This is a genomic window from Amycolatopsis sp. NPDC004079, assembly GCF_040610415.1.
In the GTDB taxonomy this organism is placed as follows: domain Bacteria; phylum Actinomycetota; class Actinomycetes; order Mycobacteriales; family Pseudonocardiaceae; genus Amycolatopsis; species Amycolatopsis halotolerans.
Genome location: NZ_JBEXMH010000001.1, coordinates 170,304 through 183,533, shown reverse-complemented (window position 1 = coordinate 183,533; position 13,230 = coordinate 170,304). Strand labels below are relative to the sequence as shown.

Genomic DNA, 13,230 nt, shown 5'->3' with positions numbered 1-13,230 from the left:
TGCCGCGCTAGGGGACTTTCATGTCACGAGCAGGGGCCGAGGACAGCCAGGTGCCGGTGTACGACGTGGTCGGAGTCGGGTTCGGGCCGTCCAACCTCGCGCTCGCGATCGCCCTCGCCGAGCACAACGCGGGCTCGGGGGAGACGGTCACGGCGCACTTCCTGGAGCGCCAGCCCCGGTTCGGCTGGCATCGCGGGATGCTGATCGACACCGCGACGATGCAGGTGTCGTTCCTCAAGGACCTGGTGACGATGCGGAACCCGGCGAGCGCGTTCACCTTCCTGAACTACCTGCACGAGAAGGGGCGGCTGGTCGATTTCATCAACCACAAGACCCTGTTCCCGCTGCGCGTCGAGTTCCACGACTACTTCGAATGGGCCGCGGCGAAGGTCGACGACCTGGTGTCCTACGGCAGCGAGGTCGTCTCGGTCGAACCGGTGCGCGACGGGGACGAGATCGCGTTCTTCGACGTACGCGCCGAGGTGGACGGCGAAATCACCGAGCTGCGGGCACGGAACCTGGTGCTGGGAACCGGATTGCGGGCGAAGCTGCCGGACGGTGTCGTCGCCGGGGAACGGATCTGGCACAACAGCGAACTGCTGCACCGCGTCGAGTCGTTGCGCGGCACGGACGCGCGCCGGTTCGTGGTGATCGGCGCCGGTCAGAGCGCGGCCGAGGTCGCTGCCTTGCTGCACGACGAATTCCCGCGCGCCGAGGTGTGCGCGGTGTTCGCCCGCTACGGCTACAGCCCCGCCGACGACAGTGCGTTCGCCAACCGGATTTTCGACCCCGAGGCGGTCGATTCCTTCTACGCGGCAAGCGAACCGGTCAAGGAACGCTTGATGGGCTACCACGGCGCGACGAACTACTCCGCGGTCGACCTGGACCTCATCGACGAGCTGTACCGGCGGCGGTACCAGGAAAAGGTGCTCGGCGTGGAACGGTTGCGGCTGTTCAACATCTCGCGCCCGGTCGAGGTCGCCGACCAGGGCACGCACGTGCGCGCGACAGTCGAATCGCTGGCTACCGGCGAACGTTCGGTGCTGGACGCCGACGCTGTCATCTACGCGACCGGCTATCTGCCCGCGGATCCGACGTCGCTGCTCGGCGGACTGGCCGGGCAATGCCGCAGGGACGACGAGGGGCGGTTGAAGGTCGAACGGGACTACCGGATCACCACCGATCCCGTTGTACGCGGCGGTCTCTATCTGCAAGGCGGAACTGAACACACGCACGGGATCACGTCGTCGCTGCTGTCGAACACGGCCGTGCGGGTGGGCGAGATTCTGCAGTCCATTGTGGATCGACGGGCCGCCGGAGCTGACCCGGTCGAGTACGCGGTGAGCGGGATTCGCTGAGCGAGCTGGGAGAGGACTGAGCTATGACGAATCCGTTCGAAAGCCCCGACGGCGTTTACCGGGTTCTCGTGAACGACGAAGGCCAGCACAGCCTGTGGCCGGACTTCGCGACCGTGCCGGACGGCTGGCGGACCACGTTCGGCCCGGACGCGCGGCAAGCCTGTCTGGACCACATCGAGCAGAACTGGACTGACCTGCGTCCGCTGTCGCTGATCAGGTCGCGGGAATCCTGAAGCCCCGGCGGGGGACCCGGTGCGAATCCAGGGTTCCCCGCTCCGGTCTGCGGTTAGCTGGACTTTGCCTGCCGGAATCGGGCACCGGCGCTGGTTCCTCAACGTGCGTCGGTGCGGTCCGGCAGGAGTTGAGCCGCGAGCGACTGTGCGGTCGCGGTGAGCGTGGCTGTGTCCAGTCCGGTCCGGCTCATGAACACGAGCCCTTGTTGCGCGGCCAGGAGGGCTCGCGCCAGTGCGATCGGATCCGCGCTGGAAGGCAGGTCGCCCTCGTGTTGGGCACGCGCGACGCAGTCGCCGATCAGCGCCGTGGACGTCTCGTAGGTGCGGTGGGCGTGGGCGAGGACTTCCGGATCGGCGTTGCCGAGTTCGCACGTGCTGTTGGCCATCAGGCAGCCGCGTCGCGTGCCGGTCGGGTCGTCGATCGGTGCCTCGAGGAGCAGGCGCAGTGCGTCCAGGGCTCGCGGCGGCTCGGAGAGGGCTTTCCGGAGAGCGTCGTGGCTGTCGTCGGTGTAGCTGCGCAGCGCCCGGAGGAAGAGCTGGCGCTTGTCGCCGAACGCCGCGTACAGGCTGCCTTTGCCTAAGCCGCTGACCCGCATCAGGTCTTCCAGCGAGGTCGCGGCGTAGCCGGCGTCCCAGAACTGATCGCGGACGGCGGTGAGCACCTGTTTCTCGTCGAACGTGCGCGGACGTGCCATGCGGACCAGGGTAAAGGTTCTTGACCGTGCGGTCCACCATCCTTATGGTGGACCGCACGGTCAAGAACTCCGCGGCACGTCGCGGCCAGGGGAAAGCGGGAAGCGCATGGGAAAGCTGGACAACAAGGTGGCGATCGTGACCGGCGGGTCGCGGGGGATCGGGGCGGCGTCGGCGCTGGCGCTGGCCGACGAGGGAGCCGACGTCGCGATCAGCTACTCGTCCTCGGCGGATCGGGCCGAGGACGTGGTCGCCGACCTGGAGGCGAAGGGGGTGCGCGCGGCGGCTTTCCTGGCCGACCAGGCGGACGCGACGCAGGCGGCGGGCTTGATCGGGCGGGTGGTCGAGCGGTTCGGGAAGCTGGACATCCTGGTCAACAACGCGGCCGTGGGCGGCGGCGATCTCGTCGGCAGCGAGCTTGTCGACGAGGCCGCTGTCGAACGGCAGCTTGCCGTCAACTACACCAGCGTGGTGGCCGGAATCCAGGCGGCGGTGCCGTTGCTGCCTGAGGGCGGGCGGATCGTCAGCATCAGCTCCGGGGTGGCCGCCCGGGCGGGTTTCCAGGGGATGGCGTACTACACGGGCACGAAGTCGGCTCTCGAGGGCTTCAGCCGGGGCGCGGCCCGCGATCTGGCGCAGCGGGGCATCACGGTCAACGTCGTCCAGCCCGGATTCATTGACACCGAAGGAAATCCCGCCGACGGTCCAGCCGCGTCGATGTTCCTTCCGACCGCGGCGATGGGGCGGTACGGCAGGCCGGAGGAGATCGCCGCGGGCGTCGTCTTCCTTGCCAGCCCGCAGGCCTCCTACGTCACCGGTGCGGTGCTGAGGATCGACGGCGGATACGCCGCATAGCCCGGCCGCGCGGGATCACTCCGTCCTGCGGAGGCCGGACCAGGCGGTCCAGAGCGTGGCGTACCGTCCGCCAGCCGCGACCAGTTCGTCGTGCGTGCCGGATTCGACCACCGCACCGGCGTCCAGGACGACAATGCGGTCCGAAGCGGCCGCCTGGGTCAGGCGGTGCGCCACGATCAAGCCGGTACGACCTTCGAGCGCGGCGGCTGCGGCGGATTCCAGCGTTTTCGCTCCCGCGCTGCCTGCTTCGGCCGTCGCCTCGTCGAGGATCGCCACCGGCGGGTCGGCGAGCACCAGGCGGACCAGCGCGAGTTGCTGAGCCTGCGTGACGGTCAGCCGATGCCCGCCCTCGCCGACGACCGTCGCGAGCCCCTCCGGCAAGGCCTCGACCCACTCGGCCGCGCCGACTTTCGCCAGCGCGGCCCGCAGTTCGCCGTCGCTGGCCTCGGGGGCGGCGAGGCGGAGATCATCGGCCAGCGGGCCGCTGAAGACGTGCACCTCCTGGCTGATCAACGCCACCGCGCGACGGGTGGCGGCCGGGCCGAGCTGGTCGAGCGGAACGCCGCCGATCGATACTGTGCCCTTGCTGGCCTGGTGGATTCCGGCGAGCAGTTTCGCCAGCGTTGTCTTTCCCGCGCCGCTGGCCCCGACCAACGCGACTCGCTCGCCCGGCGCGACTTCCAGATCGACGTCCCGGAGCACCGGATGGTCGTCCACATAGGAGTGTCCAATGTCGACGGCCTTCACCGACGCGTCGACCGGACGGCTCACCTGGGCCGGTTCGGCCGGTGAAGGGAGATCTGCCACCCCGATGAGCCGCGAGAGGCTCGCGGTTGCCGCCTGCGCGTCGTCTACGAGCGCGAGCGCGGTGTTGATCGGCCCGAAGAGGCTGTGGAAGTACAGCGCGGCCGCCGTCGCGACGCCGACTGTCGCGAGATTCGCGCCCACCAAAAGAAAACCGGCTGCGAGTACGGCGGAAAGACCGACGAACTCGGCGAGATTCAGCCGTCCGTAGAACCGGGTGCCGAGGCGAACCCCGCGCAACGCCAGCTTCACGGCGCCATTGGACCGTTCGCGGACCCTGTCGACGTGTGCGTCCGCGAGACGGAACGCGCGGACCGTCTTGGCGCCGCCGATGGTGTCGAGAAGCTGTTGCTGCTGCGCGCCGACGGCGGCTCGCTGGGCGGCATACAGCGGGGTCGCGCGGCGGACGTACCAGCGGACGGTGTGCAGCTGGATCGGGACCGCCAGCAGGGCCGCGGCGAGGAAACGCCAGTCGAGGATCGCCATCGCGACCAGGGTGAGCACGATCGTCAGCACCGAACGGGCCAGCGCGGGCAGTGCTTGCCGGACGGCTTCGGCGACGACCGAGACGTCGTTGGTGACGCGGGTGGTCAGGTCGCCGGAACCGGCCTTTTCGACCTGTTCCAGCGGCAGGCCGAGCGCGCGGTCGATGAACCGTTCGCGCAGGTCGGCGAGCATGGTTTCGCCGAGCCGGGCGAGCATCGAGACGCCGATGGCGGTGGCGATCGCGGACGTCACGGCGACCAGGACCAGCCCGGCGACCGGGTACGCGAGCGCGGACGCGGGCTGCCGGGTGGCGACGAGGTCCACGACCCGGCCGAGCAGCGGAGCGGTGAGCAGGCCGATCGCGGTCGCGCCGACCACGAAGGCGAAGGACCCGGCGGCGCGGCCTTTCGCCTGGCGCAGCAGATCGAGCAGGACGGCCCGGATGCGCGGCCCGGCGGCGACGGGCAGGAGTTCGCGTTCGGTCACGACAGCACCGCCGCTCGGTAGGCCGCCTCGGCGCGGACCAGTTCGGCGTGGCTGCCTTCCGCGACGACCTGGCCGTCTTCGATCAGCACGACCCGGTCGGTCTCGGAGAGCAGGGCTGGGCTGGTGGTGACCACGATCGTCGTCCGGTTCCGGCGCAGCTGCGCGACTCCGGTGGCGATGCGGGCTTCGGTGACGGTGTCGACGGCGGTAGTCGGATCGTGCAGCACCAAAACCGTCGCTTCCGTGGCGAGAGCGCGCGCGAGGGCGACGCGTTGTCGTTGCCCGCCGGACAGCGATCGCCCGCGTTCGGTGACCGTCGTGGCCGTGCCGGAGGGGAGAGTGGCGGCAACCTCGTCGGCGGCTGAGGCGGTGAGCACTCCGTCGGGGACGGCGGGCATTCCGCCGCGGACGTTGTCTTCCACGGTGCCCTCGAACAGATCGGTGTCGTGCGCGGCGACGAGGACGACGTCACGGACTCGTTCGGGATCCACAGTGGACAGATTCACGGCATCGATGCGGACGGCTCCGTCGCTGGGGTCGGCGAACCGGCCTAGGCAGTCGAGGAGATCGGTGGCCGTGGCGGGGTCGGTGGTCACGACACCGAGCAGTTCGCCAGGCGGGACGGTGAGGTCGAGCTCGCGGAGTTTTCCGTGCGACACGGAGGAAAACGTCACGCTGCCGCGAGCCGAGATGGGCAGCTCGCCGGTTCCGTCCGGGACAGCCGGGGGCGCGCTGAGCACAGCGGCGACTCGCCCGGCGGAGGCACGGCCCTGGGCGAGTTGACCGTTGACCCAGGCGAAGATGGTGAACGGTGTCTGGAGGAACTGGGCCAGTCCGACCGCGGCGACCAGGTCGCCGACGGAAATCTCGCCGTTCGCCGCGAGCGAGCCGCCGACGAGTGCGACGATCGCGATGAAGATCCCGGTGAGGGCGAGCAGCGCGCCGTTGTGCCAAGCCTGCGCGCGGGCGGCGCGGATGGTCGCCTGGAGGGAATCGCGACTGGTGCGGCGATACCGTGCCGTCGCCGCCGGTTCCGCGCCGATGCCCTTCAGGACGCGCAGCCCGCTGACGAGATCGGCGGCGACGCCCGAGGCGTGCGCGGCGCGTTCCTGTTCGAGTTCGCTGCGTTTCTCGAGCGGTTTGCCGATGAGGTGGGCGAGGAAGAGCAGCGGCGGGGTGCCGAGGAGGACGAGCAGCCCGAGCGGTACGGACATCCGGAGGAGCACGACCGCGCTCACGACCAGTCCCACGAGTGCCGCGATGCCGAACGGAAGCACCGCGTTGACCATCCCGACGCGGCGGGCGTCCGAGGTACCGACGCTCACCAATTCCCCGGCGAGGGAGCCGTTCTCCGCGCCGCCGCGCGGATGCAGGACCCGACGGCTGACCGCGAGCCGGATCTCGTGCGCGGCCCGTTCGGACGCCCGCTCGGCGGCTCGTGCGCCGAAGCGGTAGCTGTAGGAGAGCACGAGGAAGACGACGGCGAGCACGGTGAGCCAGCCGAGAAGGGTGAGTGTCGAACTGTCGCCTACGGCCCGGTCCAGTACGACGCCGACCACTACCGGGACGAGTGCCTCGCCGCCTTGGTGACCTGCGGCGAGGACGGAGGCGGCGAGAACGGACTTCCGTTGGCCAGTGACGGCGCCGCGGAGGACCCCACGGCCGGTCGTGGGTGCGGTCGTGCTCACCAGCGCCTCCCTTCGTGCGGGCGAGGCTGGTCCCGTTCGCCGATTGCTCCCGTTCGTCCCGCCAGTTTCGAAGGCTAGCCTAACCTTCAGTGGGTGACGGCGGGGCGGTGGGAGGTGCGGGCCTACCGGCGGGCGTCGTGTCCGGCGGGCTCTGCCTCCGGCGGCTGCTCTCCGGACGGGGCGGAGGCCGGTTCGGGTTCGCCGAACCGGGCCAGTGCCAGAGCGGCGGCGACGGCCAGGACGAAACCGATCAGGGCGACGACGGCGAAGCCGGGTCGGGTCCGGTCGCCGAGCAGGACGACGCCGATCAGCGACGGCATGACCGTCTCGCCGAGCACCATCATCGCCGTGGCCGTTGTGACGCTGCCGCGTTGCAGGGCGGTGGCGAAGAACAGCATGGCCAGCGCACCTGCGACGGCGACGACGTACAGGGCAGGATCGCGTAGCAGGTCCAGAGGCGCGAGGCTGGGGATCACCCGTCCGGCGACCGCGACGAGGCCGAAGCACAGTCCCGCGACCAGGCCTAAGCCTGCGGTGCGTACACGGTCGCTGGCGCGGCCGACCAGGAGTCCGGCGATTCCGAGTGCGACGGCGGCGCCGGCCAGCGTCAGGCGGAAGCCTAGGCCGACCTCGCTGGAGCCCTCGCTTTCCGCCGACGAACCGAGAAGGGCGAGCCCGGCGCACACGACGCCTACCGCGGTCCATTCCCGTGCGCCGAGTCGGACGCCGAAGACCCGCACCGCGACTGCCGTTACCGCGAGGCTCGCGGCTTGGGTTGCCTGCACGAGAAACAACGGCAGGACGTGCAGGGCGGCGATCTGCGCGACGAAGCCGACACCGTCGAGCAGCAGGCCGACGACGAACTTCCACTGCCGCAGCACGCGCAGCAGCAGGCGCGGGTCGACGCCGGAACCGCCCTCGTCGGGGGCGGCCTTCGCGGCCACCGCCTGCATGACCGAAGCGACGCCGTAGGCCACCGCGGACAGCAACGCGCACAGAAATCCCCACACCATGACGCCGAGGGTATTCCTGCCCGGCGACGGTAGGATCGGGGCCATGGCGGAGGTAGAACGCGTCTGGCCGGATCCGCTCGACGGCGACGAGTTGACCGTGCAGACGCGGTTCCTCGACTTTCTTCGGGCGACCGCGGTGCGGAAGGTCACCGGGCTGACCCGGGAGCAGGCGGCCGCGACGCCGTTGCCGAGTTCGCCGCGGACCAGCGCGCTGGGCGTGCTCAAGCACCTGACCGCGGTCGAGCGGTGGTGGCTGGTGATCGAGGCGGGCGGGTCCGATGAGCCGTCGCTCTGGCAAGGGTCGCCGGATCCGAGCTGGGATTTGACGGCCGAGGACGACGTCGCCGGGGTCGTCGCGGCTTATCGCGCGGAGCGGGAACGGGTGGCGGCGGCGCTGGCCGGGCTCACGCCGGAGGACCGGACGCGGCGGTCCGGGGACTACACCGTCCGCTGGGTGCTGGCGCATGTCGTGCAGGAGACCGCGCGGCACGTCGGGCACCTCGACGCGCTGCGGGAACTCGCCGACGGCTCCGTGGGGGAGTGAGCGGCGACCGTTAGGCTGCGGGGCATGGCAGACCAGCTTTACTTCCGCCAACTGCTCGCCGGCCGCGATTTCGCCGTCGGGGATCCCGTCGCGACCCAGATGGTGAATTTCGCTTACCTCATCGGGGACCGCGAATCGGGCGAGGCGGTGCTGGTCGACCCGGCGTACGCGGTGGGCGACCTGATCGAGACGCTGGAATCCGACGGAATGCGGCTGACCGGCGTGCTCGCCACCCACCACCACCCCGACCACGTCGGCGGCGACATGATGGGCTTCTCGCTGCCGGGCATCGCGGAACTGCTCGCGCTGCGGCCGGTGCCGATCCACGTCAACGCGCAAGAAAGCGAGTGGGTGCGCCGGGTGAGCGGCGTGTCGGACACCGATCTGCGCGCCCACGAGCACGACGACGTCGTGACGGTCGGCTCGATCGACATCCGGCTGCTCCACACGCCGGGGCACACGCCGGGAAGCCAGTGCTTCCTGGTCGGCGACCGCCTGGTTTCCGGGGACACGCTGTTCCTGGAGGGCTGCGGCCGGACCGACTTCCCCGGCGGCGACGCGGACGCGATTTTCCGCAGCCTGCAATGGCTGGCGACGCTTCCGGGCGATCCGGTGGTGTATCCAGGACACCAGTATTCGCCGGAGTCTTCGGCGTCGCTGTCGCGGGTGAAGGGGACGAACTTCGTCTTCCGGCCCCGGTCGCTGGAGGAATGGCGGCTGATGTTCGGCGGCTGAGCCGGGTCTCGGTTCGGGCCGCTGACAGTTCGGCTCGGCGCGCGGTGCCGGGGGCGGGCGGCGGGATCGGCTGGTTGGCTGTGCGGTCGCCGCAGCGGTGGTGCCGCAACTTGCCCGCGGGGCAGGCTGGTTGCGCCGACGGGGTGCGCTGTGCGGGGCCGGGGCGAAGAACGCTTGCTGTGCCGTGGAAATAACCATAGTGATCTTGTACCGCACAGCACCGACAATTTTCGCGATGGCTCCGGGCGTCCGATGGTTCGGCGAGGTGGGCGTTGCCAGGGGCGGCGAGCAGCCGCCGCGATGACAGCCCGGATCTCGGACTGAGCGCGCCGGATGTGCGGAGCTGACCGGGAAACCCCTGTGCGGACGCCATTCCGCAGCGCGGCACGCCCCGTCCCATGTTCGGCAACAGCCCGGGAAACCCGTCCCGCATCCCGGGCATCCGCGTACCCGCCGGGTGAACAAACCCCGTACACCGGCGCGCGGGTTCCAGTGCGTGAGAGCCGTCCGGCGCGACATTGACTTCACCCGTCCGGGGATCGAAGCTCGGGGGCATGAAGCGCGGCGTCCTCCTCGTGTGCCGCCTGCACGTCGACCTCCGGCAGCAGGCGAGCGCGGTCTGTCTGCCCCGCCGCTGAATCCCTTTCCCTGAAACGAAAACCCCCACCCGGGAGAAATCCGTGTCGATTTCCACCACGGGCGTGCTGCCGCGCGCCGAAACGGCCGCGCCGAAGCGTGCGCCGCGGCGGCGGTTGCCGTCGCCGCGACGCTGGATCAGCCCGGTCGTGCTGGTCGCGGCGTGGCAGATCGCCAGCTCGACCGGCGCGTTGCCGCCCGACAAACTCAGTTCGCCGTGGACTGTCCTGCAAGCCGGCGTCGACGTCGCCCGCAGCGGCGAACTCGGCAGTGCCTTCGTTGTTTCGCTGGGCCGCGTCGGCGCGGGGTTCGCGCTCGGGGCGCTGGCCGGGCTCCTGCTCGGGGCCGTCGCGGGGTTGTCCCGGTGGGGCGAGGCGCTGGTCGACCCGCCGGTGCAGATGTTGCGCACCTTGCCGTTCCTCGGGTTGATCCCGTTGTTCATCCTGTGGTTCGGGATCGGCGAAGAGACCAAAATCGTGCTGGTGGCGCTGGGCGTGGCGTTCCCGTTGTACCTGAATGTCCACTCGGGAATCCGCACCGCCGACCCGCAGCTCGTGGAAGCGGCGCGGGCACTGGGATTCACCCGCGGCGAAAGGTTGTGGCACGTTGTTCTGCCGGGTGCGCTGCCGCAGGCGCTGGTCGGGCTGCGGCAGTCGCTCGGGGTCGCGTGGCTGGCGCTGATCGTCGGCGAAACGGTCAACGCGGACGCCGGGATCGGTTACCTCATCAACAATGCCCGCGAGTTCCTGCGCACCGACGTCGTGGTGGTCGGGCTCGTGGTCTACGCCGTGCTGGGCCTCGTCACCGACGCGCTCGTCCGGCTGCTCGAAAGGAGGGCCCTGCGATGGCGAGCCCGGTAGTGGAGGTCCGTGACCTCGCGAAGAAATTCGGCGACCGTACTGTCCTCAATAGACTCAATCTGGAGATCGGCCGCGGCGAGTTCGTCGCGCTGCTCGGGCGAAGCGGGTCCGGGAAGTCGACGCTGCTGAAGGTGCTGGCCGGGCTGGATCGGGAGATCGAGGGCACTGCCAGCGTCGACGGGACGGTATCTGTCGCGTTCCAGCAGCCCCGGTTGCTGCCGTGGCGCAAGGTCTGGCGCAACATCGTGCTCGGTCTGCATCAGGACAACGGCCGTGCTGTCGCGGAGAAAGCGCTGGCGGAAGTGCAGCTGTCGGAGCACGCCGACAAATGGCCGCTCACCCTGTCCGGTGGTGAGGCGCAACGGGTTTCGCTCGCGCGGGCCCTGGTCCGCGAGCCGGATCTGCTGCTCCTGGACGAGCCGTTCGGCGCGCTCGACGCGTTGACCCGGCTGGCGATGCACCGTCTTGTCGAGGATCTGTGGCGCACGCATAAACCCGCGGTACTGCTGGTGACCCACGACGTCGACGAAGCGCTCGTGCTCGCCGACCGGATCCTCGTCCTGGGCGAAGGCCACATCGTCGCCGAACACGTTCTCGGCCAGCCGCGTCCGCGGAAGGCCGCCGACCACGCCGAGGTGCGCAGCCGCGTCCTGGCCGATCTGGGAGTGACCGAAGGTGCACCTGCGTAACGTCCTGGCCGCGGCGCTGCTGCTGACCGGGCTCGCCGCCTGCTCGTCGTCCGCTTCGGGCGGTCGCGCGCCGGTGCCCGCCGCGGTGTCGCCCGCCGAACTGAAGAACGTGACGCTTCGCGTCGGCGACCAGAAAGGCGGGGTGAAATCCCTGCTCACGGCGGCGAATCAGCTGAGCGGAACGCCGTATCGGGTCGAATGGTCGACCTTTACCTCCGGGCCGCCGTTGCTGGAGGCGGCGTCGGCGGGCGCGATCGACGTCGGCCGGGTCGGCAACACGCCGCCGATTTTCGCGGCGGCGTCGAAGGCGAAGATCTCCGTGGTGAGCGTCGCGAAGAGCAATGTGGAACGGGAAACCATTCTGGTTCCGCCGGATTCGCCGCTGACCGATGTCGCGTCTTTGCGGGGCAAGACGGTCGGCGTCGCGAAGGGGAGTTCGGCGCACGGCCAGCTGCTGAATACCTTGAAGAAGGCCGGTTTGTCCACAAAGGACATCAAGATCTCGTTCCTGCAGCCGTCCGAGGCGTTCGCCGCGTTCACCCAGCACCAGATCGACGCGTGGGCGATCTGGGACCCGTACACCGCGCAGGCCCAGCTCGAGGCGCACGCCCGGGTGCTCGCCGACGGTCGCGGCGCGTCCAACGGGCTCGCCTTCGAGACCGCCAGCACCACCGCGCTCGCTGATCCCGGAAAGAACTCGGCGATCAAGGATTTCGTGCAGCGCGTGGTGAAGGCCCAGCTGTGGGCCAATTCGCATCCGGACGAATGGGCGCGCGCGTGGGCGACGGAAACCGGGCTGAAGCCGGAGGTGGCGAAGAAGGCCGTTTCCGCCGGACGGGACCGGCCGATTCCGCTGGACGATTCCGTCGTCGCGTCCGAGCAGCAGCTCGCCGACGCGTTCACGAACGAGGGCACGCTGCCCGGGAAGGTCGACTTCGCGGCGTTCGTCGACCGCCGTTACGGGCCCGACATCGAGGCCGCGAGGAGGAACGGATGAGCGTCAAACTGCACTGGTTCCTGCCGACCACCGGGGACGGCCGGACGATCGTGGAACGCTTCCACGCCAACAAATCCCAGGGCCCGAGCGCACAGCGGCCGGCGGATCTGGACTACCTCGCGCAGGTCGCCCGCGCGGCCGAGCGGCTCGGGTTCGAGGGCGTGCTCACGCCGACCGGCACCTGGTGCGAGGACGCCTGGCTGACCACCGCCGCGCTGATCCGCGAGACGAACCGGCTGAAGTTCCTGGTCGCGTTCCGCCCGGGCGTCATCTCGCCGACGCTCGCCTCGCAGATGGCCGGCACGTTCCAGCGGCTGTCCGGCGGCCGGGTGCTGCTGAACATCGTGACCGGCGGCGACGCGATCGAACAGCGCCGCTTCGGCGACTGGCACGACCACGACGCCCGCTACGCCCGGACCGACGAATTCCTGTCGATCGTGCGCGGCGTGTGGTCGGGCAAGCCGTTCGACTTCGCTGGCGACCACCTGCGCGTCGAAGGGGCCACGACGCTCGCCGCTCCGGATCCGGTGCCGCCACTGTACTTCGGCGGGTCCTCGGCGGCGGCGCTCCCGGTCGCCGCGAGGCACGCCGATGTGTACCTGACCTGGGGCGAGCCGCCCGCGCAGGTCGCGGAGAAGATCGGCAAAGTGCGGGAGCTGGCGGAACAGGAGGGACGCACGGTGCGGTTCGGTGTCCGGCTGCACACGATCGCGCGCGACACCTCGGCCGAGGCTTGGGCGGAGGCGCAGAAGCTGCTCGACGCGTTGAATCCGGAGCAGATCGCGAAGGCGCAGGCGCAGCTGGCGGCGAGCGAGTCGGTGGGGCAGCAGCGGATGGTCGCGCTGCACGGTGGCAAGGCGGGGACGACTGCGCGGGATTTGGAGATCCATCCGCATCTGTGGGCGGGGATCGGGTTGGTTCGCGGCGGGGCGGGGACTGCGCTCGTGGGCAGTTACGCGGAGATCGCGGATTTGATCGAGGAGTACCACGACGCCGGGGTGTCGGAGTTCGTGCTGTCCGGGTATCCGCATTTGGAGGAGGCGTACTGGTTCGGCGAGGGAGTGCGGCCGGAGCTGGGGCGGCGTGGATTGCTGGACGAGGTTCCGGTGTTGCGGGCGGTGCCGGGGGAGAGGGCGGTGGCTGCGCAGTAGGG

13 protein-coding genes are annotated in these 13,230 nt (G+C 70.1%); 9 read left to right on the top strand and 4 right to left on the bottom strand.

What is annotated here, in order from left to right:
• The first annotated feature begins 20 nt into the window (after positions 1–20).
• Both ABZX37_RS00880 and ABZX37_RS00875 read left to right on the top strand, forming a co-directional pair.
• Positions 21–1,358, top strand: coding sequence for a lysine N(6)-hydroxylase/L-ornithine N(5)-oxygenase family protein (locus ABZX37_RS00880; protein WP_354734901.1), 1,338 nt, complete (start codon positions 21–23; stop codon positions 1,356–1,358).
• A 23-nt stretch (positions 1,359–1,381) separates the two neighbouring features.
• On the top strand, positions 1,382–1,591 hold the full coding sequence (locus ABZX37_RS00875) for an MbtH family protein (protein ID WP_354734900.1): 210 nt from the start codon (positions 1,382–1,384) through the stop codon (positions 1,589–1,591).
• 98 nt (positions 1,592–1,689) lie between these two features.
• Here ABZX37_RS00875 and ABZX37_RS00870 read toward each other — a convergent pair whose 3' ends face one another.
• Positions 1,690–2,286 carry a TetR/AcrR family transcriptional regulator gene (locus tag ABZX37_RS00870; protein ID WP_354734899.1) on the bottom strand — a complete coding sequence of 199 codons (597 nt, stop codon included), beginning with the start codon at positions 2,284–2,286 and terminating at the stop codon, positions 1,690–1,692.
• A 106-nt stretch (positions 2,287–2,392) separates the two neighbouring features.
• Here ABZX37_RS00870 and ABZX37_RS00865 point away from each other — a divergent pair, with 106 nt between their 5' ends.
• Positions 2,393–3,139 carry an SDR family oxidoreductase gene (locus ABZX37_RS00865; RefSeq protein WP_354734898.1) on the top strand — a complete coding sequence of 249 codons (747 nt, stop codon included), beginning with the start codon at positions 2,393–2,395 and terminating at the stop codon, positions 3,137–3,139.
• A gap of 15 nt (positions 3,140–3,154) precedes the next feature.
• Here the strand turns inward: ABZX37_RS00865 and ABZX37_RS00860 are convergent, their stop codons facing one another.
• The 3 genes from ABZX37_RS00860 to ABZX37_RS00850 form a co-directional block, all read right to left on the bottom strand.
• Positions 3,155–4,915, bottom strand: coding sequence for an ABC transporter ATP-binding protein (locus ABZX37_RS00860; protein ID WP_354734897.1), 1,761 nt, complete (start codon positions 4,913–4,915; stop codon positions 3,155–3,157).
• Positions 4,912–6,603: an ABC transporter ATP-binding protein gene (locus ABZX37_RS00855; protein ID WP_354734896.1), complete on the bottom strand. Its 1,692-nt coding sequence runs from the start codon at positions 6,601–6,603 to the stop codon at positions 4,912–4,914. Before ABZX37_RS00855 ends, ABZX37_RS00860 begins: the two co-directional genes overlap by 4 nt.
• Positions 6,604–6,725: 122 nt before the next feature.
• A complete protein-coding gene (locus ABZX37_RS00850) occupies positions 6,726–7,616 on the bottom strand; it encodes a DMT family transporter (RefSeq protein ID WP_354734895.1) in 891 nt (296 codons plus the stop codon).
• Between the two features lie 43 nt (positions 7,617–7,659).
• Here ABZX37_RS00850 and ABZX37_RS00845 point away from each other — a divergent pair, with 43 nt between their 5' ends.
• The 6 genes from ABZX37_RS00845 (at position 7,660) to ABZX37_RS00820 (ending at position 13,228) form a co-directional block, all read left to right on the top strand.
• Positions 7,660–8,160, top strand: a complete 501-nt coding sequence (locus ABZX37_RS00845) for a DinB family protein (protein ID WP_354734894.1) — start codon at positions 7,660–7,662, stop codon at positions 8,158–8,160.
• Between the two features lie 24 nt (positions 8,161–8,184).
• Positions 8,185–8,895, top strand: a complete 711-nt coding sequence (locus ABZX37_RS00840) for an MBL fold metallo-hydrolase (RefSeq protein WP_354734893.1) — start codon at positions 8,185–8,187, stop codon at positions 8,893–8,895.
• 680 nt (positions 8,896–9,575) lie between these two features.
• Positions 9,576–10,391 carry an ABC transporter permease gene (locus ABZX37_RS00835; RefSeq protein ID WP_354734892.1) on the top strand — a complete coding sequence of 272 codons (816 nt, stop codon included), beginning with the start codon at positions 9,576–9,578 and terminating at the stop codon, positions 10,389–10,391.
• On the top strand, positions 10,376–11,080 hold the full coding sequence (locus tag ABZX37_RS00830; protein WP_354734891.1) for an ABC transporter ATP-binding protein: 705 nt from the start codon (positions 10,376–10,378) through the stop codon (positions 11,078–11,080). Before ABZX37_RS00835 ends, ABZX37_RS00830 begins: the two co-directional genes overlap by 16 nt.
• Positions 11,067–12,077, top strand: coding sequence for an ABC transporter substrate-binding protein (locus ABZX37_RS00825; protein ID WP_354734890.1), 1,011 nt, complete (start codon positions 11,067–11,069; stop codon positions 12,075–12,077). The genes ABZX37_RS00830 and ABZX37_RS00825 overlap by 14 nt, the downstream gene beginning before the upstream one ends.
• Positions 12,074–13,228: an LLM class flavin-dependent oxidoreductase gene (locus tag ABZX37_RS00820; protein WP_354734889.1), complete on the top strand. Its 1,155-nt coding sequence runs from the start codon at positions 12,074–12,076 to the stop codon at positions 13,226–13,228. Before ABZX37_RS00825 ends, ABZX37_RS00820 begins: the two co-directional genes overlap by 4 nt.
• Positions 13,229–13,230 lie beyond the last annotated feature (2 nt).

Coding starts and splice junctions, on each gene's coding strand:
- ABZX37_RS00880 (WP_354734901.1), top strand. CDS start 21: ATGTCACGAGCAGGGGCCGAGGACAGCCAGGTGCCGGTGTACGACGTG.
- ABZX37_RS00875 (WP_354734900.1), top strand. CDS start 1,382: ATGACGAATCCGTTCGAAAGCCCCGACGGCGTTTACCGGGTTCTCGTG.
- ABZX37_RS00870 (WP_354734899.1), bottom strand. CDS start 2,286: ATGGCACGTCCGCGCACGTTCGACGAGAAACAGGTGCTCACCGCCGTC.
- ABZX37_RS00865 (WP_354734898.1), top strand. CDS start 2,393: ATGGGAAAGCTGGACAACAAGGTGGCGATCGTGACCGGCGGGTCGCGG.
- ABZX37_RS00850 (WP_354734895.1), bottom strand. CDS start 7,616: ATGGTGTGGGGATTTCTGTGCGCGTTGCTGTCCGCGGTGGCCTACGGC.
- ABZX37_RS00845 (WP_354734894.1), top strand. CDS start 7,660: ATGGCGGAGGTAGAACGCGTCTGGCCGGATCCGCTCGACGGCGACGAG.
- ABZX37_RS00840 (WP_354734893.1), top strand. CDS start 8,185: ATGGCAGACCAGCTTTACTTCCGCCAACTGCTCGCCGGCCGCGATTTC.
- ABZX37_RS00830 (WP_354734891.1), top strand. CDS start 10,376: ATGGCGAGCCCGGTAGTGGAGGTCCGTGACCTCGCGAAGAAATTCGGC.
- ABZX37_RS00820 (WP_354734889.1), top strand. CDS start 12,074: ATGAGCGTCAAACTGCACTGGTTCCTGCCGACCACCGGGGACGGCCGG.